Genomic DNA, 18,814 nt, shown 5'->3' with positions numbered 1-18,814 from the left:
CGGGTGCGGGCACTCACGAGCTCTCCCGCGCCTGCCGTACGGCTCGCTGGTAGGCGGCCTCGTCACCGGACAGGTAGCGTTCCCGGAACGCCTTCCACGCCTCCGGGTCCGCGGCCGCGGTCACGTAGGCCTTCTGGAACGCCTCGTCGCGGCCGTAGTCGGGCTCGCAGGTGGAGAAGTGGGCGCCGCCCGGCGTCTCGACCACACCGGTCACCATGGACCGGCTGATCAGCAGGGACTGGACGGGCCCCTCCTTGAGCAGGTCGGCGGTCTCCACCACGCGCTCGCAGGAGACGTAGCAGCGCTCGGCCGCCTTGGCGTAGAGGTCGTCGAAGTAGGGGTCGGGGCCGAGGTACTGGGCGTTGCCGCGGTGGTCGGCCCGGTTCAGGTGGACGAGCGCGACGTCCATGGTCAGCGCGGGAACGGCGATCAGCTCCTCGCCGTCGGAGTACGGCGAGCGGACGGTCCGCAGCCCGGGATTGACCCGCGTCACGTCCGAGCCGAGCCCGGCCCGGGTCGGCAGGAACGGCAGCCGGTGCGCGGCCGCGAGCAGGCCGAACATGAACATCCCCTCGTCGTATTCGACGAAGTCCACGGCCGCGCTCTGCCGGGCGAGGCGGAAGTGCGGTTCGAGGGGGATCGAGTCGAGCGTGACGAACGGCGCGATCACCTTGGCGACCTTGCCGTGCGCGCACAGCAGGCCGACGTCCGCGCCGCCGTACGAGACGATCGTCAGGTTTTCGAGCGAGGAACGGCAGATCGCCCGGACCAGGGCCATCGGCTTGCGCCGCGAGCCCCAGCCGCCGATCCCGATCGTCATGCCGCTGCGCAGCGACCCGACGACCTCCTCGATGGACATCAGCTTTCCGGTCATCCCGCCTCCTCGCCCGGCGCCCCGTCCCCCCTGGAGAGGAACGCGTCGCGGTGTCTGTCGCCGGAGCCCATCAGGTTGAGCTCGAAGGTGAAGCCCTGCTCGAACCGGTAGCTGCGCTTGACGTCGATCGGGTCGATGCCGTTCAGCGACTCCTTGGCCCGGCGGATGACGTAGGGGTCCTTGCCGGCGATCAGGGACGCGACCTCGAGGGCGGCGTCGCGCAGCTTGTCGCGGGGGACGACCTCCAGCACGGAGCCGAAGGCGTGCAGCTCGGCGGCGGTGACGTTGCGGCATGTGTAGACCATGGCCCGCATCAGGTGCTGGGGGACCAGCCGGGCCAGGTGGGTGGCGGCGCCGAGGGCGCCCCGATCCACCTCCGGCAGGCCGAAATAGGCGTCCTCGCTGGCCACCACGATGTCGGCGTTGCCCGCCAGGCCGACACCGCCGCCCAGGCAGAATCCGTGCACGGCGGCGATCACCGGGACCTCGCACTCGTACACCGCCGCGAACGCCGCGAAGCATCCCCGGTTGGCCCCGACCAGCGCACCGTGTCCGGAGGTGGCCTGCATCTCCTTGACGTCGACTCCGGCGTTGAACCCCCGGCCCTCCGCGCGCAGCACCACGACGCGGGTGCCGGGGTCGTGCCCCGCCTCCTGTACGGCCTGTGCCAGCTCGAACCAGCCCGAGACGGTCAACGCGTTGACCGGGGGCACGTCCACGACCACCTCGGCGATCGGTCCGCCGCCGTGCAGAGTGATTCCCATCGCGCCTCACTGTTGGCACCTAACGCTTGCTTGGTACGGTAGCACGCGACGGGCCGGGCGGAAGATGGTGAGGGCGTCATGCGGGTCTCCTACGACTACGGCGGATCGGTCGTTCTGGTGACCGGCGGGACCAAGGGGATCGGCGCCGGGATCGCCGAGGCGTTCCTGGCGGCCGGGGCCGAGGTGGTCGTGTGCGCGCGCAAGGAGCCGGACACCCTGCCCCGGGGCATCGGGTTCGCCGCGGCCGACGTGCGGGATCCGGCGGACGTGGATCGGCTGATCGGGGAGATCGAGGAGCGGCACGGGCGGCTCGACACGGTGGTCAACAACGCTGGCGGCTCGCCGTACGCGCCGCTGGCCGGGACTTCGCCGCGGCTGCACGCGCGGATCGTCGAGCTCAACCTGACCGCCCCGCTGCTGGTCGCCCAGCGCGCCCACCCGCTCCTCGCCGCCGACGGCGGCTCGATCATCATGATCGGCAGTTCGAGCGGCGTCCGGCCCTCGCCCGGCACCTCGGCCTACGGCGCGGCCAAGGCGGGCCTGCACCACCTGGCCGCCTGCCTCGCCGCCGAGTGGGCGCCGCGGGTCCGGGTCAACACGGTGGTCGTCGGCCTCGCCGAGACAGAGGGCGCGGCCGAGCATTACGGCGGGCCCGAGGGGGTCCGCCGGATGGGTGCCACCGTCCCCGCGGGCCGGATGGCGCTGCCCGCCGACGTGGCCGAGGCGTGCCTGTGGCTGGCCGCGCCCGGCTACGTGACCGGGGCCGAGATCCTCCTGCACGGCGGCGGCGAGATTCCCGCCTGGCGCGAGATCGCATCTGGACACGACGGGTGAAGTCCCGGAAACTCTGCATGATCACGACGAAAGGGGCCTTGCATGGGCGGTATCTGCGACGGGCGTGTGGTGATCGTGACCGGGGCCGGGCGCGGCATCGGCCGGGAACACGCCCTGGAGTTCGCCAGGCAGGGGGCGCAGGTCGTGGTCAACGACCTCGGTGCCGGTCGCGAGGGGGCCGGCCGGTCCGGCGGTCCCGCGCTGGAGGCGGTCGAGGAGATCCGCGCCCTGGGCGGCCAGGCGGTGGCCAACAACGACGACGTCGCCGACTGGGACGGGGCGGCACGACTGGTGAAGATGGCGCTGAGCGCCTATGGGCGGCTGGACGTGCTGGTGAACAACGCCGGATTCGTCCGCGACCGGATGCTGGTCTCGATGACCGAGCAGGAATGGGACGAGGTGATCCGGGTTCACCTCAAGGGGCACTTCCTGCCGCTGCGGCACGCCGCGGCGCACTGGCGGGAGCGGTCGAAGGCGGGCGAACCCGTGAACGCCCGCGTGATCAACACCTCCTCCGGGGCCGGGCTCCTCGGCAGTGTGGGCCAGGGCAACTACGCCGCGGCCAAGGCGGGCATCGTGGCGCTCACCCAGGTGGCCGCCGCCGAGCTCGGCCGCTACGGCGTCACGGTGAACGCGATCGCCCCGGCCGCGCGAACCCGGATGACCGAGGAGGTCTTCGCCGCCACGATGGCCAAGCCGGGCAGCGGATTCGACGCCATGGACCCGGCCAACGTGGCGCCGCTGGTCGCATGGCTGGGCTCGGCCGAGTCCGCGCACGTCACGGGGCGGGTGTTCGAGGTCGAGGGCGGCGTCATCTCGCTCGCCGACGGCTGGCGGCACGGTCCCCGCATTGACAAGGGTGCCCGCTGGGAGCCCGCGGAGGTCGGCGACGCGGTCGCCGGACTGCTCGCCGAAGCGGCCGAGCCGGAGCCCGTCTACGGAGCCTCATCGCCATGACCTGGCATCCCGCGCCGCGATGACGTCCGGGCGCGCGAAACCCCGGCCGGCCCCCGGTTCGGGGCGGCGAAGCCGTGGCGTGTGCACCGCCGAGGGTTCGCGGGATGCGGCTCGCAGCCGCGCATACGCCTATGTGTAATGTCCCTTCTGTTTGTTCGGTGCTGACAGAAGAGGGCATTCCATGGGCGTTTCCGCGGCGTATGTGACTTGGGCCGACCCGGACGGGTTCGACGACGAGAAGGAGCCCGCGCTGGCGGCCTGGGCGGAGGTCGGGATCGCCGGTCATGTGGTGCGCTGGGATGATCCCGGGGTCGACTGGGCGGCGTTCGATGTGGTCGTGGTGCGTTCTCCTTGGGATTACGTGATCCGGCGGGCGGAGTTTCTCGACTGGGCTCACCGGGTCGAGTCCGTCACCCGGTTGCTGAATCCGGCGGCGGTGCTGGAGCGCAATACCGACAAGGTGTATCTGCGGGACCTGGGTGTGCCGATCGTTCCCACGTACTGGGTCGCGCCGGGTGAGGCCGTGGACTTCCCGGTTCTGGATGAGTATGTGGTCAAGCCCACGGTGTCGTCCGGGGCGCGTGACACGATCAGGACCGGCGACCGGGACAAGGCTCTGGCACACGCCGCGCAGCTGGTCGCCGACGGTCGGACCGCGATGATCCAGCCGTATTTGGACATGGTGGAGACCGAGGGGGAGACCTCGCTGCTGTATTTCGGCGGCCGGTTCAGTCACGCCATCCGGCGCAACCCCATGCTCGCCGAGAGCTCCCTCGTGCTGAACGAGGGGAACGGCCGGGGTGAGCTTCGCGACCCCGACCCCGACCAGCTCGCCCTGGCCGAGCGGGTCCTCGCCGAGTTCCCCGATGTCCTCTACGCCCGGGTGGACCTGGTCCGCCTGCCCGACGGCAGCCCGGTCCTCATCGAACTGGAGCTCACCGAGCCCTACCTGTTCCTGCGCTACGCCCCCGACGGCCCGGCCAACCTGGCTCGCGCGCTGGTCGAGGCGATCTGACACCTGGCCCGGATACGAAACGGAAAAGTCAACGCAGAGGGACCCAACGGGAGCGTGGCTTTCGGTACGCTCCCGGCCGTGGGCATCAAGATCGGTTATGTGGGGGTCGGGACGGGGAGCCACGATCCCGGGCCGCGACGCGATGAGGCCGTTGCCGCGCACGGCGGGCCGATGCCGGGATGACGGGGGGTTTCCAGGTCGCGCCCAGGGTGTGGACCGGTGCGGGGAAGGGGGTCACCGAGGCGTCGGATGTTCTGGCGGCCGGGGTGGACGCGTTCTGCCGGGCGTTGGGGGGCGGGCAGCCGTTCGGGAACGATGATCTGGGGCGGATGGCCTTTCTGGGGGATCCCGCGGCGGGGGCGCCGGGGTTCAAAGGGTTGCGGGACGGCCTGCTGAAGGATCTGGTGGCGGCGGTCAACCTGTTGCGGGGGATGGGGGCCGGTCTGGTCGTCGCGGGGGGCCGGTACATCGAGGCGGACGGGACGATCGTCGACGGGCTGGGTGGTCAGCGGACGGTGGAGCCGGTGCCACGGCCCGGGGTGCAGGATCTCCGCGAGTACGTGCTGCCGCCGGTTCCGGGAGGGCTGGCCATGACGGCGCCGCCGCCGGCGGTGTGGGTGCAGGCGCTGTGGGTGCTGGAGGCGGTGGGGGCGGGATGCGCCTGGCCGGACGGCGACGTCGGTGGGGTGCGGGCGCTGCGGGATGCCGCGGTGGCGATGGGTCGGGTCGTCGCGGAGGTGCTTGAGGAGGTCGTCGGGCATGCGGGGGCGGTGACCGGGAGCGGGTACGGGCAGGCGACGGAGGCGTTCGGGTCCGCGGCGCGGGTGGTGCACGGCGAGGGCGGTCTGCTGGCGGATCTGATGGCCCGGTGTGAGGGGCTGGCGCGCTATTGCGACCAGTCCATTGATGCCATCGGGGCCTCTCAGCGGCAGTGTGTGCTGTCGGCGGTGTTCGTGCTGGTGCTGCTGAGGTTCGGGGCGGTGCTGGGCGTATGGGCCGAGGCGCTGGTGGTGCCGTTGATCAGGTTGGAGGGGGCGGCGCTGCGGATCGTGCTGCGGGTGATCCGTGAGGCTTTGCTGGGGGCGGTGTTCTCCGGCGGGCTGACCGTGATCGGCCAGCTGGTGCACGGTGAGGGGTTGAAGCTGGGTGAGCTGTTGAAGGCGCTGGGGCACGGTGCGCTGGCGGGCGGGTTGATGGGGGGCGCGCATGCGGGTCTGCTGGTGTTGAGGGGCTGGTCTCCGGCGATGACCAGGTTGATCCAGTGGATGGAGTCGCCGGGCGCGCGGGGGTACGGTAGCCGGTTCGTGGTCGGCGGGGGCGTGGGTACCACGGCGATGGCGACGGCCGGGTGGATGGCTGGGGACGGCTGGGACTGGAAGCACGCCGCCGAGACGGGTTTCGGCATGGCTCTGATCGGTGTGGGCGGTGAGGTCGCCGGTCGTGCGTACCGGAAGTCGGCCTTCCCTCATCCGGCCACCGGCGCCACCGGGTCCCGGCCATCCGAGCAGTCCGCGACGGCGACCACGAACTCCCACCAGGCGATCAACCGGAGGCGGAACGGGGACGAGGGCGGAGACGCCTCCACGACACGGCCGCACAAGGCGGACACCGCCCCGGACACCGACAGGGGCATCGCCCCGGACATCGCCCCGGACACCGCTCAGGAGACCCAGACCGGGCAGCCGCGGCACGATCAGGAAGGCGCCGCCGAGCACGCGGCCCACGGACCCAGACCGATCGCCGACCCTCCGCTGCACCACTTCGGGCGGGACGGCGCGGAAACAGGCTCTCACGGCGAACGCCCGCCCGCCGCCTCCCACGAGCCGGCGGCACCGCACGCGGAAAGCCCCGCGGCACCCCCCGCGGAAGGCGGAGTACGGCCCGCGCCCGAGCTCACCCCCAGGCACCGGGAGCTGATCAGCCAGTTCAGGCACGAGGTGATGGCAGGAATCTGGTACCGGGACCCGGCCGCACACGTCATGCCCACGGCGGACCCGCGATTGCTGTTCGGCACAGCGGACGGCATCGACGTCGCCATCGCCGGAGACGGCACCCACTTCCTGATCGGTGAGCACCGGCTGACCGCCAGAGACCTGGGCACCATGCTCGTCCACGATCCCCGGCTGATCTCCAACCCGGACGCCGTCCTGCGCGTGCTGGGCGGCGAGACCGCGAAGAACCCCCTGCTCCTGCAAGAGCTGGCCGACGTGACCGGCCGTCAGGTGCTCGCCAGCGACCATGTCGTCTACATCGGCGCCGACCGGCAGCCGCACGCCGCGGACGTCCAGGGACACACCCCGGACGGCCGTCCCATCTTCTCCGACAGAGACGACGTCGGCTGGCACTGGGCCGTGCCGGAATCACCCGTCGCGCAGCCCGAGCACCCCGTCCAGGTCGGCGTCGCCTGGCCCAAGCTGGAAGGCGGGCTCAGTCCCGACCTGGTCCAGGCCGCCGTGGCCGCCCACGACAGCCAATGGCGCGGGCTGGGCGAGGGCGCGGACGGGCTGGTGGAAGTGCTCACAGTGGACGACGGCAGGATCGTGGCGAGGAAGACCATCTGGGGAGACTCCAAGCTGACCTGCTCCGAGTTGCTCGGAGCACTGGTCGGGAGGCAGATCGAGGCGAACGTCGCCGATGTCCAGCGGTACCCGGGCAGACACGATGTCGTTCTGATGGAGTACGTGGACGGACGCATGGTGGAGTACAGGTTCGGGGCGAACGGACAGATGACTCCGGAGCCGAATGCCGGGTCCAAGCCGGGAGCGGTCCTGATCGATCTGCTCGACGTGCTGACCGTCCATCACGACAGGCCGGGAAACCTGATGCTCACCGACGACGGCCTCGTCGCCATCGACCACGGGCGGATGTTCGACACTCGCAACGGGCGGAGCGAAATCGGCCTGCACGAAGGCCTGCTGCTCGGCGACAACTTCCTCGGCCGCAGGCCGGACGGCCAGTTCGGCTGGATCGACAACCCCCTCACCAGGCAGGACGTCGAGCTCCTCACGGAACGCCTGCACCTGCTGCGCAACGAGTTCGACCACTACGGCATGGAGGCCGAGTTCGAGGTCATGATGGACCGGCTCTATCACGTGGGACAGCACGCGAAGGGCGACGTTTCGCTGATCGCCCGGGATCCCGGCCCGACCGGTGGGAACGGGCACCGCTCCGGCTGAGACTCCTGTCGTACGGCCCCGGCCGGATGAGGCGGAAGCCGTACGGCTCCGCCGGCGCGGACGCCACGGCCGGGCGGATGGGGCGTGCGCCCTCGCGAGACGTCTCTGATATCCGGTCAGCGCTGAGTTGAGGGGGTAACACTGCTGACATGAGGGGATGTCCGTGAGCGTTTCCGCGGCATACGTGACGTTCGCCGACCCGGACGGGTTCGACGACGAGAAGGAGCCCGCGCTGGCGGCTTGGGCCGAGGTGGGGATCGCGGGGCATGTTGTGCGCTGGGATGATCCGGGGGTCGATTGGGCGGGGTTCGATGTGGTGGTGGTTCGTTCTCCGTGGGATTACGTGATCCGGCGGGGGGAGTTTCTGGATTGGGCGCGCCGGGTGGAGTCGGTGACGCGGTTGCTGAATCCGGCCGCGGTGCTGGAGCGCAACACCGACAAGGTGTATCTGCGGGATCTGGGTGTGCCGATCGTTCCGACGTATTGGGTGGCGCCGGGTGAGGCGGTGGACTTCCCGATCCTCGACGAGTACGTGGTCAAGCCCACGGTGTCGTCCGGGGCGCGTGATGCGATCAGGACCGGCGACCGGGAGAAGGCTCTGGCACACGCCGCGCAGCTGGTCGCCGATGGGCAGACCGTGATGATCCAGCCGTATTTGGAGATGGTGGAGGCGGAGGGGGAGACCTCGCTGCTGTATTTCGGCGGCCGGTTCAGCCACGCCATCCGGCGCAACCCGGAGCTCGCCGGGAACACCGCCATGCCGGGGCAGGAGAACCGCGAGCCTGAGCTGCGCGACCCCGACCCCGATCAGCTCGCCCTGGCCGAGCGGGTCCTCGCCCGGTGTCCTGACCTGCTCTACGCCCGGGTGGACCTGGTCCGCCTGCCCGACGGCAGCCCGGTCCTCATCGAACTGGAGCTCACCGAGCCCTACCTGTTCCTGCGCTACGCCCCCGACGGCGCGGCCAATCTCGCCTGCGCGCTGGCCAAGGCGATCTGATCGTCAAGCACGGCCCGCCGGGCCGTACCCGGGACACGAAAGCCGTGATCACATACACGCTTCGCAGAAGCCGCATCCTGCGGTGTTCGGTGAGATCCGCAATGCCTTGGCGTACGCTGGCGGCATGAGCGAGACCGTCAGGTTCACGGCGACCGTCACCCCGGATGACGAGGGCTGGTACGTCGCGCGGTGCCTGCAAGTCGAGGTGGCCAGCCAAGGGCGGACCGTTGACGAGGCGCTGGCCAATCTGCGGGAAGCACTGGAGCTCTACTACGAAGACAGGCCGGTTCCGGAGGTTCCTCCACAGCCGATCGTGGCTCCGGTCGACATCCGGCTTTCCGCGTGAGCCCTCGCCAGTTTCCGGTGTGTTCGGGTGCTCAGGTGGTGCGAGCGCTGGAAAAGTACGGCTTCGAGGTCGTCAGCACCAAGGGGAGTCACTGCAAGCTCCGTCAAGAAGCTGAGGTCGAGGCGCGCACGGTGATCGTGCCGCTTCACGATGAGCTGGCTGTGGGCACGCTCGGGTCCATCATCCGGCAGGCCGGTATCACGGTGCGGCAACTGCGCGATCTTCTTTGATGTGTGGGATGGCGGCGTGCGCCCCGGGAACGGGGCGCACGCCGCACGGTTGTGGCTGCGCCGTACGGCCCGCCGCAGGTCACGGCGGGCCGTACGCGTTTGTCACCGCAGGCCGTACACGGTCATCGGGGAAGGACGACCGCGAGCGGGGACACCCCGGCGGTGCGCAGCGCGGCCGGGAGCTTCGCCGCCCAGGGGTGTTCGTCCAGGCCCAGATCGCCGGGGTTGGCGACCGTGAACCGGACCGCGCCGCCGGTGGCGGCCTGTTCGGTCCAGGTGGCGCCGAAACCGGTCAGCACGGCGCGGGCCTTGTCCCGGTCGGGGGCGGGGACCGTGAGGCGGATCGGCGACCCCCGGTCGGGGATGGCCGCCGCGGCCCGTGAGGAGTCGGGTGCGGGGGCGAGCGTCCGTGCCCGGGAGGTGGCGGCGGGCAGGTCGGCGGTGATCGCGTTGACGAGGATCTTCGCTGTGCCGTCGGTGAAGGCGCGGAAGTTCGGCTCCGCGGCGAACAGCACCGCGTGGCCGCCGCCCACCGGCTCGTCCACCACCGCCGCCGTTCCGCCGAGTTCCTCGGCGCCGCGCGCGAACCCGGACAGGAACCAGTCGGGCGAGTCGGCCGAGGGATAGGACGCCACCACGTGTGAGGGGTCGGAGGCCCGCATCACCAGATCGTAGGCGTAGAACTGCATGACGTCCGGCCCGACGCCCTCGCCCAGCGGCCCCTCGGCCACGTTGGTCCGCAGGAGCGAGCCGGGCACGTCCGACGTCGGCTCGGCCAGTATCACGCCGGAGATGCCCGCGAGGGCGGCCAGCCGGGTGCCGCCCGCCCAGCCGACGTAGCGTCCGCCCCGGCTGACCCAGTCCTTCAGCGCGGTACGGCCCGTCTCGCCGAGTGCGGTGTTCGCCGCGCCGGCCGGGCCGTCCGGCACCAGCAGCACGTCCACGTCGCCGAGCCTGCCCGCGGCGACGTCGGCAGGGACGAGCACCTTGTAGGGCAGCTTCCAGTCCCGGTCCAGGCGGTGGCGGAGCCAGCCGCTGGACTCGCCGGCGTTCCGCTCCGGGCCCGCCATCTGCAGCACCCCGACCCGGTGCGGGCTGGTGACCCGGGCCGAAGGAGCCTCCACCGGCCGGACCGGGGTCGCGGCGGGCAGCAGCACCTGGCCGGAGGAGCCGCCGGAGACGTTGCCCAGCAGCGGCAGGCTCCAGGCGGTCACGTCGTAGAAGTAGGGGAACGGCGTGTAGGTGTCCTCGTTCAGCATGCCCTGGATCCAGTGTTTCTGGCCCTGGGCCAGCGGGATCCAGTAGGTGCCCTTGGGCAGGGTGGTCGCGGTCTCGGGCCTGCCGTACGGCTTGAAGTCCTTGAGTGTCAACGGCCTGGTCAGCCTGAACACCTGGACGTCCATCCGTTGCAACCGGCGCACGAGGAGGTCGGTCTCGGCCTTCTTGGCCGGGTCGTCGGCGCGCAGGAAGTAGTGGCGGACCCTGCGGTCGGGCACCTGCGTGATGATCTCGTTGCCCGGGTTGTAGACCTTGTTCGGCTCCAGCCGGCCTTCGAGGCCCTGTTTCATGGCCTCGGCGTACATCTGGTGCCAGGTGGTGAGGATCTCGGTCTTCCTGGCCGCCGCGGCCGAGAGGGAGACCCACTGGGTGAGCCACTGTTCGAAGGCCCGAGCGGCGATCGGCGAGGCGTTGCCCTTCTCGAAGGTCATGCCCGCCGCGTTGAACCCGGTCGTCGGGACCGTGTCGCCGTAGCCCATGTAGAACATGTCGTAGACGTCGCGGTTGAAGAACGGGATCCCGCGCCGGGTGAACTCGCCGATCATCGCGGCGCCGTAGGTGTTGTTGATCCAGTCGATCGTCGGTTCGGCGATGTCGTGGTAGACGGGGTCGGCGTTCGGCGGGAAGAAGTATTCGGTGCCGCCCATCTCGTGGGCGTCGATGAAGAGCTGCGGCGGATATCTGCGCATCAGCTCGATCTTGCCGTCGGTCTCCGGCTGGGTGCGGGCGAACCAGTCCCGGTTCATGTCGAAGGCGTAGGCGTTGCGCCGGGTGTCGGCCTCGCGGCCGTCGGGGTTCTGCGTCGGCAGGATCACCACGACGGCGTTGTCCAGGATCCGCCTGGCCGCGCAGTCGTCTCGTCCGGCCAGGTCGTAGAGGGTCTTCAGGGCGGCGTCGGTGCCGCTCTCCTCCCCGCCGTGCACGTTTCCTGCGACCCAGAGGATCGCGGGTGTGGTCCTGGCGAGGATCCTGGCCGCCGGGGCCGGGGTGAGCGGGTCGCGCAGCAGCTTGATCGAGGTCTCGATGGCGCGCAGGTTCCGGATGTTGTGCGGGGTGCCGACGATCGCGTACTTCAGCGCCCGTCCCTCGGCGCTGGTGGCCAGCGTGCCGGAGACGACCCGGTCGCTGGCCCGGTCGATCGCGGAAAGCAGCGTGTCGGACTCGGCGGTGGTGACCTCGCGCTCGCCGAGGTCGAAGCCGAGCACGCTCTTGGGCGTGGGCACTTTGCCGTGGTAGGAGGGGGGAGTCTGGGTGGCGTCGCAGGAGGTGGGGGTTGTGGCCGGGGTGGGCTCCGCCTGGGCGGCGGCCCCGGTGGGGAGGGCGATGGCGACGGCCAGGACGGCCGGTGCGATCACCTTGAAGCGATTCACCATGTGATCACGGTGTCATCTGGGATGAATCGCAACAAGATGTGAATTTTTACGCTCAAGTTACGGATGAGACAGGGGTGCTACCCGCGGGCGGAGATCCCGCCGTCCACCGGGATCACGGTCCCGGTCAGATAGGCCCCCGCCCGCGACGCCAGGAAGATGGCGGTTCCGGCCATGTCCTCCGGGCTGCCGATCCGGCCGAGCGGCACATGAGACTCGATCGCCGAGCGAGTGGCCGGGTCGTCGAGCGCGAAGGCCATCATCTTCGACTCGAACGGGCCCGGTGCGATGGCGTTGACCGTGATCGACTCTCTGGCGAGCCGCTGGGACAGGTGCCGGGTGAGCATGTGCACCGCGGCCTTGGCCGCCGAGTAGGCGTAGTTCTCCATGGAGGGCACCCGGATCCCGTCGATCGACCCGATGTTGATCACCCTGGCCGGGTCGCCGGGGCTCGCGGCGGTGCGCAGCAGCGGCAGGAACCGCTGGGTCAGGTGGAACACGCCCTTGACGTTGATCCCCCAGAGCTTGTCGAAGGCGTGCCCGGGATACTCCTCAAGCGGCGCGCCCCAGGTCGCTCCGGCATTGTTGACCAGCACGTCCAGGCGGGACTCCCGCGCCGAGACGGCCTCCACGAGCGTGCGGGCGCCGTCTTCGGTGGACAGGTCGGCCGGTACGGCGACGCATCCCAGCTCGGCCGCGGTCTTGTTCACCTCGGCGGCCTTGCGCGAGGAGATGTAGACCGTCGCCCCGGCCGTCACGAACCCGGCCGCGATCATCCGGCCGATCCCGCGGGAGCCGCCGGTGACCACGACCGTCTTGCCTTCCACCGAGAACAGAGTCATGTTCCGCAGCATGCCGTACTCCGGCCGTCCCGTCCATACCGACCGGTCGGTTCCGGCTTCTGAGATGGCTGTCGCCAGGTCGGACAGGTGGTGAAAAATAATATCGTTCTATGAAACGAGAATGAAACAATCTTCCATCGCTCGTTGACACGTGGTCTTCCTTGGTGTGCGTTCTTTTACAACGAGTCACCGGTCCGAAGGTGAGGCACACGATGGCGAGAGTGGGCGCGCGCCTGGCGGCGCTGGGCCTGGCACTGTTACTGGCGACCTTCCCCGCGGCGCAGGCGCAGGGCTCGCGGGCCCGTGCCGCGCAGGCGCCCGAGCCGGGAAAGAAGATCGTCCGGCTCGGCGTGACGCAGGCCATGGACTCGATGAACCCGTTCCTGGCGGTCAGGCTGATCTCGACGTCGATCCACCGCTGGACGTACGGATATCTCACCGTCCCCGACCCCGGGACCCTGAAACCGAGTCCCGACCTGGCCGAGTCGTGGAAGGCGTCGGCGGACAAGCTGACCTGGACCTTCACGATGCGCGCGGGCGTCAAATGGTCGGACGGCACGCCGGTCACCGCGGGGGACGCGGCGTGGACCCTCAACACGATCATGACCGTCGACGCGGCCAAGCAGGCCAACGGCCCGGCGGTCGAGAACTTCGAGAGCGTCACGGCGAGCGACGACCGGACCTTGGTCATCAAGACCAAGAAGCCGCAGGCCACGATGCTGGAGATCCCGATCCCGATCATGCCCAGGCATGTCTGGGAGAAGGTGGGCGACATCGGCACGTTCGAGAACGAGACGTATCCGATCATCGGCAACGGCCCGTATCTCGTGGTCGAGCACAAGAAGAACGGCTACGTCAGGCTGAAGGCCAACCCCGGCTACTGGCGCGGCGCCCCCAAGATCGACGAGCTGCACGTCATCTTCTACGAGAACCCCGAGGCCGCCAACGCGGGCCTGAAGAAGGGCGACATCGACTGGATCGGCCGTCTGGCCGCTCCCCAGTTCGAGGCCCTGGCCGGCGATCCGAACATCATCCAGTGGAACACCCAGGGCCGCAGATCCGCCTACCTGCAGCTGAACCCCGGCGCGCAGACGATCGACAACAAACCGGTCGGCGACGGGCACCCCGCCCTGAAGGACCCGAGGGTACGGCAGGCCATCCACTACGCGATCGACAAGAAGGCCCTGGCCGACCAGGTGCAGAACGGCCTCGCCGTACCGGCCGACGGATCCATCATCCCGCCGATGTACCAGGAGTTCTTCTGGAAGGCCGAGGGCGACGACCTCGTCACCCACGACGCCGCGAAGGCCAACAAGATCCTCGACGACGCCGGCTACAAGAGGGGCCCCGACGGGATCCGGACGATGCCCGACGGCAGGCGCAAGCTTGAGATGCGCTTCAGCATCCACACCGACACGCCCGTCGAGGACAAGCTCGCGCAGTTCCTGACCGGCTGGCTCAAGGACATCGGCATCGCGCTCTCGACGAGGAAGCTCGACGCCAACAAGTTCACCGAGGAGACCGGGTTCACCGGACTGTTCGACATCGCGATCAGCGGCTGGTCGGTCGGCCCCGACCCCGAAGAGGTCCTGACCACCCACCTGTGCAGCCGCAGGCCCACGGCGAGCGGCGAAGGGGGCGGCACCGAGTCGTTCTACTGCGACCCGGAGTACGAGAAGCTCTACCGGCAGCAGCTGACCGAACTCGACCGGACCAGGCGCGTCGAGATCATCAAGCGGATGCAGCGGCGCCTCTACGCCGACGCCCCGGTCATCGCCCTCTACTACCCGAACAACCTTGAGGGCTACCGCAAGGACCGGATCACCCACATCACCCCGGTCCCCGAGAACAGGGGCATCCTGTACGGCGGGAGCGGCTACTGGCCCGTCTACTCCCTGGACGCGGTCGTCACCCCCACCGGCCAGGCCGGCGGCGGCTCCGGCACCGGTCTCGTCGTGGGCGGCATCGCGGCCGTCGTGATCCTGGGCGCGGGAGGACTCCTCCTCGCCAGGCGACGCCGGTCCACGGCGGACGAGCGCGAGTGATCCCTCGATGACGGTCCCTTTCAACACCGAGTTCACCGCCGGATCCACCACAGGGCCCGCCACCGGATCTGACGCCGGACCCGGCCCCGGGCCCGCCGCCGAGACGGCGGGCCCGGGGAAGGGCCGCGGCGCCCGCCGGGGGGTGCTGCGCTACGCGCTGGCGAAGATCGGCGGGGCGGCGCTCAGCGTCGGCATGGTCATCGTGGCAGCGTTCTTCCTGTTCCGGCTGATCCCCGGCGACCCCGCGATCGCCTACACGCGCGACGTGCCGCTCAGCCCGGAACAGCTCGACCTGCTGCGCCACCAGATGGGACTCGACAGGCCCCTGGCACAGCAGTTCCTCGACTTCGTGCTGCGGACCCTCCGCCTGGACCTCGGCACGTCCTACGAGTACAAGCGCCCGGTCGCCGAGCTCATCGGGGAGCGGGTGGGACCGACGCTCCTGCTGGTGGGCACCGGCCTGGTCATCGCGGTCAGCCTGGGCCTGTGGCAGGGCACCAGGGCGGCGTGGAACCACGGCGGCCGGTTCGACCGCCTGTCCACCGGCGTCTCGCTGGTCCTGTGGTCGGTGCCGACGTTCTGGCTGGGGCTGCTGCTCCTGATGGTCTTCGCGGCCGGGGTGGGGCCGATACCGGGCATCTTCCCCACCCGGGGCATGGAGGACGTCGACGCGCCCGGCGGGTTCGCCTACCTCCTCCACGTCGCGCAGCACCTGGTGCTGCCGTGCCTCACCCTGGTCGCCGTGGTCTACGCGCAGTACCTGCTGGTCATGCGTTCCAGCCTGCTGGACGAGATCGGCCAGGACTACGTGACCACCGCCAGGGCCAAAGGGCTGCGCGACGACGAGGTACGACGGCGCCACGCCGTACCCAACGCCCTTCTGCCGACCGTGACGCTGGTGTTCATCCACATCGGGTTCGTGGTCGGGGGAGCGGTGTCGGTGGAGACCGTCTACTCCTGGCCGGGCCTCGGCCTGCTGTTCTACGAGGCGATCCAGGGCCCCGACTTCGCGGTCATGCAGGGGACGTTCATGGTGGTGTGCACCGCGGTGATCGTCATGAACACGCTGGCCGACGTGGTCTACCACGTCCTGGACCCGAGGGTGAGGTCGGCGTGAACGTCACCTGGACCCGGCGCGCGACGGCGCTGTCGCGTTTCTGGCGGGAGTACCGCCGGCAGCGGGCCGGACTGTACGGCGCGGCGATCCTGGCCCTGGCCGTCGTCCTGGCCCTCCTCACCCCGCTGGTCACCGATCCGGCCGGTATGGACGTCACCAGGGCGACGGGCGCCAAGATGGCCGCCCCCAGCCCGGACTTCCCCCTGGGCACCGACGAGTCGGGCCGGTCCGTCCTGCTGATGATCCTGTGGGGCTCGCGCGTCTCGCTGCTCATCGGCTTCATGTCGGCCCTGCTCAGCATGACCATCGGCACGGTCGTGGGCATCGCGGCGGGCCACTTCCGCGGCTGGTCGTCGGCCGTGCTGATGCGGATCACCGACTGGTTCCTGGTCCTGCCGTCACTCGTGCTGGCCCTGGTGCTCGCGGCGATCCTCGGAGGCGGCACGTCCACGATCATCCTGGCGATCGGCGTGACCTCCTGGGCCTCCACGGCCAGGCTGATCAGGGCGCAGACCCTGTCGGTGGAGGCCAGGCCGTACATCGAGCGCTCCAGGGCCCTCGGCGCGGGACACTGGCACATCATGACCAGGCACGTGCTGCCGAACGTCGCCCCGCTGGTGCTGGCCAACACGACCCTGCAGGTGGCCAGTGCCATCGTCGCCGAGTCGACGCTGGCCTTCCTCGGCGCGGACTCGGGCAAGGTGTCCTGGGGCGGCATGTTGCGCGGTTCCTACGACTGGGGTGCCGCCACCTCCGGTGCGTGGTGGTACATCCTCGCGCCCGGCCTGTGCATCGTCGCGGTCGTCATGGCGTTCACGCTGTGCGGCCGGGCGCTGGAGGCCGTACTCAACCCACGACTGCGGGGAGCCGCCCGATGAGCCTGCTTCAGCTGCGCGACGTCGCGGTGACCTATCGGGCCGCGTCCGGCGAGGTGCCCGCCGTGCGGGGGGTGTCGCTGGCCCTGCCCGCGGGCCAGGCCCTCGGCGTGGCGGGGGAGTCGGGGTCGGGCAAGTCGACGCTGGCCATGGCCCTGCTGCGGCTGCTTCCCCGCGACGCGCGGGTGACCGGGGAGATCCTGCTGGACGGCGAGGACGTGCTCGGAATGAAGTGGGGGCGGCTGCGCGCGGTGCGGTGGGCGTCGGCCTCGGTGGTCTTCCAGGGGGCGCAGCACGCCCTGAACCCCGTGCGGCGGATCGGGGAGCAGATCGCCGAACCGCTGCTGGTCCACGGCATGGCGACGGCGGCCGAGGCGCGCCGGAAGGCGGGAGAGCTGCTGGAGCACGTCGGCCTGCCCGCCTGGCGGGCCCGTGGCTACCCGCACGAGCTGTCCGGCGGGCAGCGCCAGCGCGTGATGATCGCCATGGCGCTGGCCTGCTCGCCGCGTCTGATCGTCGCCGACGAGCCGACGACCGCTCTGGACGTGATGATCCAGGCGCAGGTGCTCGCGCTGATCCGCTCGCTCATCGCCGAGCACGACATCGGCCTGATCATGATTTCTCATGACCTGTCGGTCCTGGCCTCCATGTGCGACCGGCTGGCAGTGATGTACGCGGGCCGCGTGGTCGAGTCGGGTCCCTCGCGTGAGGTGTTCCAGAGCGCGCGCCACCCCTACAGCCGGGCGCTGTCGGAGGCCTTCCCCACGGTCGGGGATCCCGCCTCCCGGATGGCGCCCAAGGGCCTCGGCGGCGACCCGCCCGATCCCGCGCATCTGCCTGCCGGCTGCTCCTTCCATCCCCGGTGCCCGGTGTCCCTGCCCTCGTGCGCGTCGCGGGACGTCGAGCTGTGGCCGGTGGACGAAAGCCGCGGCGAGGCGGACTCCCCGAACGCGCATACGGCCGCGTGTGTGCACGTCCGGCCGGAGGGGGTCCAACCGGCCGAGGGCGGCGGCGACCACGACGGCCCGGCCGTCCAACCGGCGGAGGAGGTCAGGTGAGCGAGGGCACCGGCAAGCACCACGTCCCGGCCCTGCGACCGGCGGAGGAGGTCAGGTGACCGAGCGCGGCACCCTGCTCGAAGCCCGGGATCTGCGCGTGGAGTTCCCCGCGCGGGGGCGGCGCGCCCGCGCCGTGGACGGGGTGAACCTCGGGGTGGGCGAGGGAGAGATCGTCGCGCTGGTCGGCGAGTCCGGCTGCGGCAAGACGACGCTGGCGCGCACCCTGCTCGGCCTGGAACGGCCCACCTCGGGATCGGTCCTGTACGGCGGAGCGCCCCTGACCTACTCCTCACGCGCGCTGAAGGCCTACCGCCGCGAAGTGCAGCTGGTGTTGCAGGACCCGACGGGGTCGCTCAACCCCCGGCACACCGTCTACGAGGCAGTGGCCGAGGGACCACGCATCCACGACATGCCCGACGAGGGGGAACGGGTCATCTCGGCACTGTCGCGGGCCGGGCTGCGCCCGCCGGAGCGGTTCGTCCACTCCTACCCGCACGAGCTGTCGGGCGGCCAGCGGCAGCGTGTCGTCATCGCCGGGGCTCTGGCACTGGACCCGCGGGTCCTGGTCGCGGACGAGCCGGTGGCCTCGCTGGACGCCTCGGTCCGCGGCGAGATCCTCGCCCTGCTGCTGCGCCTGCGGGACGATCTGGGGTTGTCCGCCCTGGTGGTCACCCACGACCTGGGGCTGGCCTGGAACATCGCCGATCGCGTGGCCGTGATGTATCTCGGCAGGATCGTCGAGTCGGGACCCGTCGAGCAGGTCCTGACCTCGCCGTCCCACCCCTACACGCAGGCTCTGCTGTCGGTGCTGCCGGAGTCGCCGTCGCCCGTGGTGCTGCGCGGAGAGCCGCCGGACCCGACCCGGATCCCCGGCGGCTGCCGCTTCCACCCCCGCTGTCAGGTCCTCGCCTCGGGCACGGCGGCCGAGGCCGGGGTCGACGGGCGGTGCAGGACGCAGCCCCTGGCCGTGATCTCCTCCTCGACCGGCTCCCAGGCCGCCTGCCACTACGCCGCCGTGCGCCGGGGACAGACCTGA

The 18,814-nt window shown here is 70.6% G+C and carries 16 protein-coding genes; 12 read left to right on the top strand and 4 right to left on the bottom strand.

Annotation, left to right across the window (positions count from 1 at the left end; all coding sequences use genetic code 11):
- Positions 1 to 13 precede the first annotated feature (13 nt).
- Both ACFY2X_RS10290 and ACFY2X_RS10285 read right to left on the bottom strand, forming a co-directional pair.
- Positions 14 to 874: a CoA transferase subunit A gene (locus ACFY2X_RS10290; protein WP_389935316.1), complete on the bottom strand. Its 861-nt coding sequence runs from the start codon at positions 872 to 874 to the stop codon at positions 14 to 16.
- Positions 871 to 1,638 (bottom strand): enoyl-CoA hydratase family protein, encoded by a 768-nt coding sequence (locus ACFY2X_RS10285; RefSeq protein WP_389935313.1) that lies wholly within the window; start codon positions 1,636 to 1,638, stop codon positions 871 to 873. Before ACFY2X_RS10285 ends, ACFY2X_RS10290 begins: the two co-directional genes overlap by 4 nt.
- 78 nt (positions 1,639 to 1,716) lie before the next feature.
- Between ACFY2X_RS10285 and ACFY2X_RS10280 the strand changes: the two genes are divergently transcribed.
- From ACFY2X_RS10280 to ACFY2X_RS10250, 7 genes are all read left to right on the top strand, one after another.
- Entirely contained in the window at positions 1,717 to 2,472 is a 756-nt protein-coding gene (locus ACFY2X_RS10280; RefSeq protein ID WP_389935310.1) for an SDR family oxidoreductase, read from the top strand.
- 42 nt (positions 2,473 to 2,514) lie between these two features.
- The gene (locus ACFY2X_RS10275; RefSeq protein ID WP_389935307.1) at positions 2,515 to 3,429 is read left to right on the top strand and encodes an SDR family oxidoreductase; all 915 of its coding nucleotides are present in this window, start codon (positions 2,515 to 2,517) and stop codon (positions 3,427 to 3,429) included.
- Between the two features lie 181 nt (positions 3,430 to 3,610).
- Positions 3,611 to 4,444, top strand: a complete 834-nt coding sequence (locus tag ACFY2X_RS10270) for a RimK family alpha-L-glutamate ligase (RefSeq protein ID WP_389935304.1) — start codon at positions 3,611 to 3,613, stop codon at positions 4,442 to 4,444.
- Positions 4,445 to 4,623: 179 nt separating this feature from the next.
- Positions 4,624 to 7,620, top strand: coding sequence for a hypothetical protein (locus ACFY2X_RS10265; protein WP_389935301.1), 2,997 nt, complete (start codon positions 4,624 to 4,626; stop codon positions 7,618 to 7,620).
- A gap of 163 nt (positions 7,621 to 7,783) precedes the next feature.
- Entirely contained in the window at positions 7,784 to 8,617 is an 834-nt protein-coding gene (locus ACFY2X_RS10260; protein ID WP_389935298.1) for a RimK family alpha-L-glutamate ligase, read from the top strand.
- A 124-nt stretch (positions 8,618 to 8,741) separates the two neighbouring features.
- Positions 8,742 to 8,963, top strand: a complete 222-nt coding sequence (locus ACFY2X_RS10255; RefSeq protein ID WP_389935296.1) for a type II toxin-antitoxin system HicB family antitoxin — start codon at positions 8,742 to 8,744, stop codon at positions 8,961 to 8,963.
- 35 nt (positions 8,964 to 8,998) lie between these two features.
- Complete coding sequence (locus ACFY2X_RS10250; protein ID WP_389935292.1) at positions 8,999 to 9,193, top strand: type II toxin-antitoxin system HicA family toxin; 195 nt, start codon at positions 8,999 to 9,001, stop codon at positions 9,191 to 9,193.
- 122 nt (positions 9,194 to 9,315) lie between these two features.
- On the opposite strand, the gene ACFY2X_RS10245 is transcribed toward ACFY2X_RS10250, so the two are convergent.
- Complete coding sequence (locus ACFY2X_RS10245; RefSeq protein WP_389935289.1) at positions 9,316 to 11,844, bottom strand: M14 family zinc carboxypeptidase; 2,529 nt, start codon at positions 11,842 to 11,844, stop codon at positions 9,316 to 9,318.
- A gap of 77 nt (positions 11,845 to 11,921) precedes the next feature.
- Positions 11,922 to 12,683: an SDR family oxidoreductase gene (locus tag ACFY2X_RS10240; protein WP_389935286.1), complete on the bottom strand. Its 762-nt coding sequence runs from the start codon at positions 12,681 to 12,683 to the stop codon at positions 11,922 to 11,924.
- 212 nt (positions 12,684 to 12,895) lie between these two features.
- On the opposite strand from ACFY2X_RS10240, the gene ACFY2X_RS10235 reads away from it, so the two are divergent.
- Genes ACFY2X_RS10235 through ACFY2X_RS10215 form a run of 5 tightly spaced genes read left to right on the top strand, consistent with a single transcriptional unit; the run spans position 12,896 to position 18,814 of the window.
- Positions 12,896 to 14,728: an ABC transporter substrate-binding protein gene (locus tag ACFY2X_RS10235; RefSeq protein ID WP_389935283.1), complete on the top strand. Its 1,833-nt coding sequence runs from the start codon at positions 12,896 to 12,898 to the stop codon at positions 14,726 to 14,728.
- Positions 14,729 to 14,735: 7 nt separating this feature from the next.
- Positions 14,736 to 15,845, top strand: a complete 1,110-nt coding sequence (locus ACFY2X_RS10230; protein ID WP_389935281.1) for an ABC transporter permease — start codon at positions 14,736 to 14,738, stop codon at positions 15,843 to 15,845.
- Positions 15,842 to 16,723, top strand: coding sequence for an ABC transporter permease (locus ACFY2X_RS10225; RefSeq protein WP_389935279.1), 882 nt, complete (start codon positions 15,842 to 15,844; stop codon positions 16,721 to 16,723). The genes ACFY2X_RS10230 and ACFY2X_RS10225 overlap by 4 nt, the downstream gene beginning before the upstream one ends.
- Positions 16,720 to 17,778, top strand: a complete 1,059-nt coding sequence (locus ACFY2X_RS10220) for an ABC transporter ATP-binding protein (protein ID WP_389935276.1) — start codon at positions 16,720 to 16,722, stop codon at positions 17,776 to 17,778. Before ACFY2X_RS10225 ends, ACFY2X_RS10220 begins: the two co-directional genes overlap by 4 nt.
- 55 nt (positions 17,779 to 17,833) lie before the next feature.
- The gene (locus tag ACFY2X_RS10215; RefSeq protein ID WP_389935273.1) at positions 17,834 to 18,814 is read left to right on the top strand and encodes an ABC transporter ATP-binding protein; all 981 of its coding nucleotides are present in this window, start codon (positions 17,834 to 17,836) and stop codon (positions 18,812 to 18,814) included.

Source organism: Streptosporangium sp. NPDC000396 (assembly GCF_042898655.1).
In the GTDB taxonomy this organism is placed as follows: Bacteria; Actinomycetota; Actinomycetes; order Streptosporangiales; family Streptosporangiaceae; genus Streptosporangium.
Note: the sequence above shows the minus strand (reverse complement) of the source record. Positions and strands in the feature narration are given on the sequence as shown.

Bases quoted from the DNA above. Each gene is read 5' to 3' on its own strand.
- ACFY2X_RS10290 (WP_389935316.1), bottom strand. From the start codon at position 874: ATGACCGGAAAGCTGATGTCCATCGAGGAGGTCGTCGGGTCGCTGCGC.
- ACFY2X_RS10270 (WP_389935304.1), top strand. From the start codon at position 3,611: ATGGGCGTTTCCGCGGCGTATGTGACTTGGGCCGACCCGGACGGGTTC.
- ACFY2X_RS10275 (WP_389935307.1), top strand. From the start codon at position 2,515: ATGGGCGGTATCTGCGACGGGCGTGTGGTGATCGTGACCGGGGCCGGG.
- ACFY2X_RS10235 (WP_389935283.1), top strand. From the start codon at position 12,896: ATGGCGAGAGTGGGCGCGCGCCTGGCGGCGCTGGGCCTGGCACTGTTA.
- ACFY2X_RS10240 (WP_389935286.1), bottom strand. From the start codon at position 12,683: ATGACTCTGTTCTCGGTGGAAGGCAAGACGGTCGTGGTCACCGGCGGC.
- ACFY2X_RS10230 (WP_389935281.1), top strand. From the start codon at position 14,736: ATGACGGTCCCTTTCAACACCGAGTTCACCGCCGGATCCACCACAGGG.
- ACFY2X_RS10255 (WP_389935296.1), top strand. From the start codon at position 8,742: ATGAGCGAGACCGTCAGGTTCACGGCGACCGTCACCCCGGATGACGAG.
- ACFY2X_RS10280 (WP_389935310.1), top strand. From the start codon at position 1,717: ATGCGGGTCTCCTACGACTACGGCGGATCGGTCGTTCTGGTGACCGGC.
- ACFY2X_RS10265 (WP_389935301.1), top strand. From the start codon at position 4,624: ATGACGGGGGGTTTCCAGGTCGCGCCCAGGGTGTGGACCGGTGCGGGG.
- ACFY2X_RS10220 (WP_389935276.1), top strand. From the start codon at position 16,720: ATGAGCCTGCTTCAGCTGCGCGACGTCGCGGTGACCTATCGGGCCGCG.
- ACFY2X_RS10285 (WP_389935313.1), bottom strand. From the start codon at position 1,638: ATGGGAATCACTCTGCACGGCGGCGGACCGATCGCCGAGGTGGTCGTG.
- ACFY2X_RS10245 (WP_389935289.1), bottom strand. From the start codon at position 11,844: ATGGTGAATCGCTTCAAGGTGATCGCACCGGCCGTCCTGGCCGTCGCC.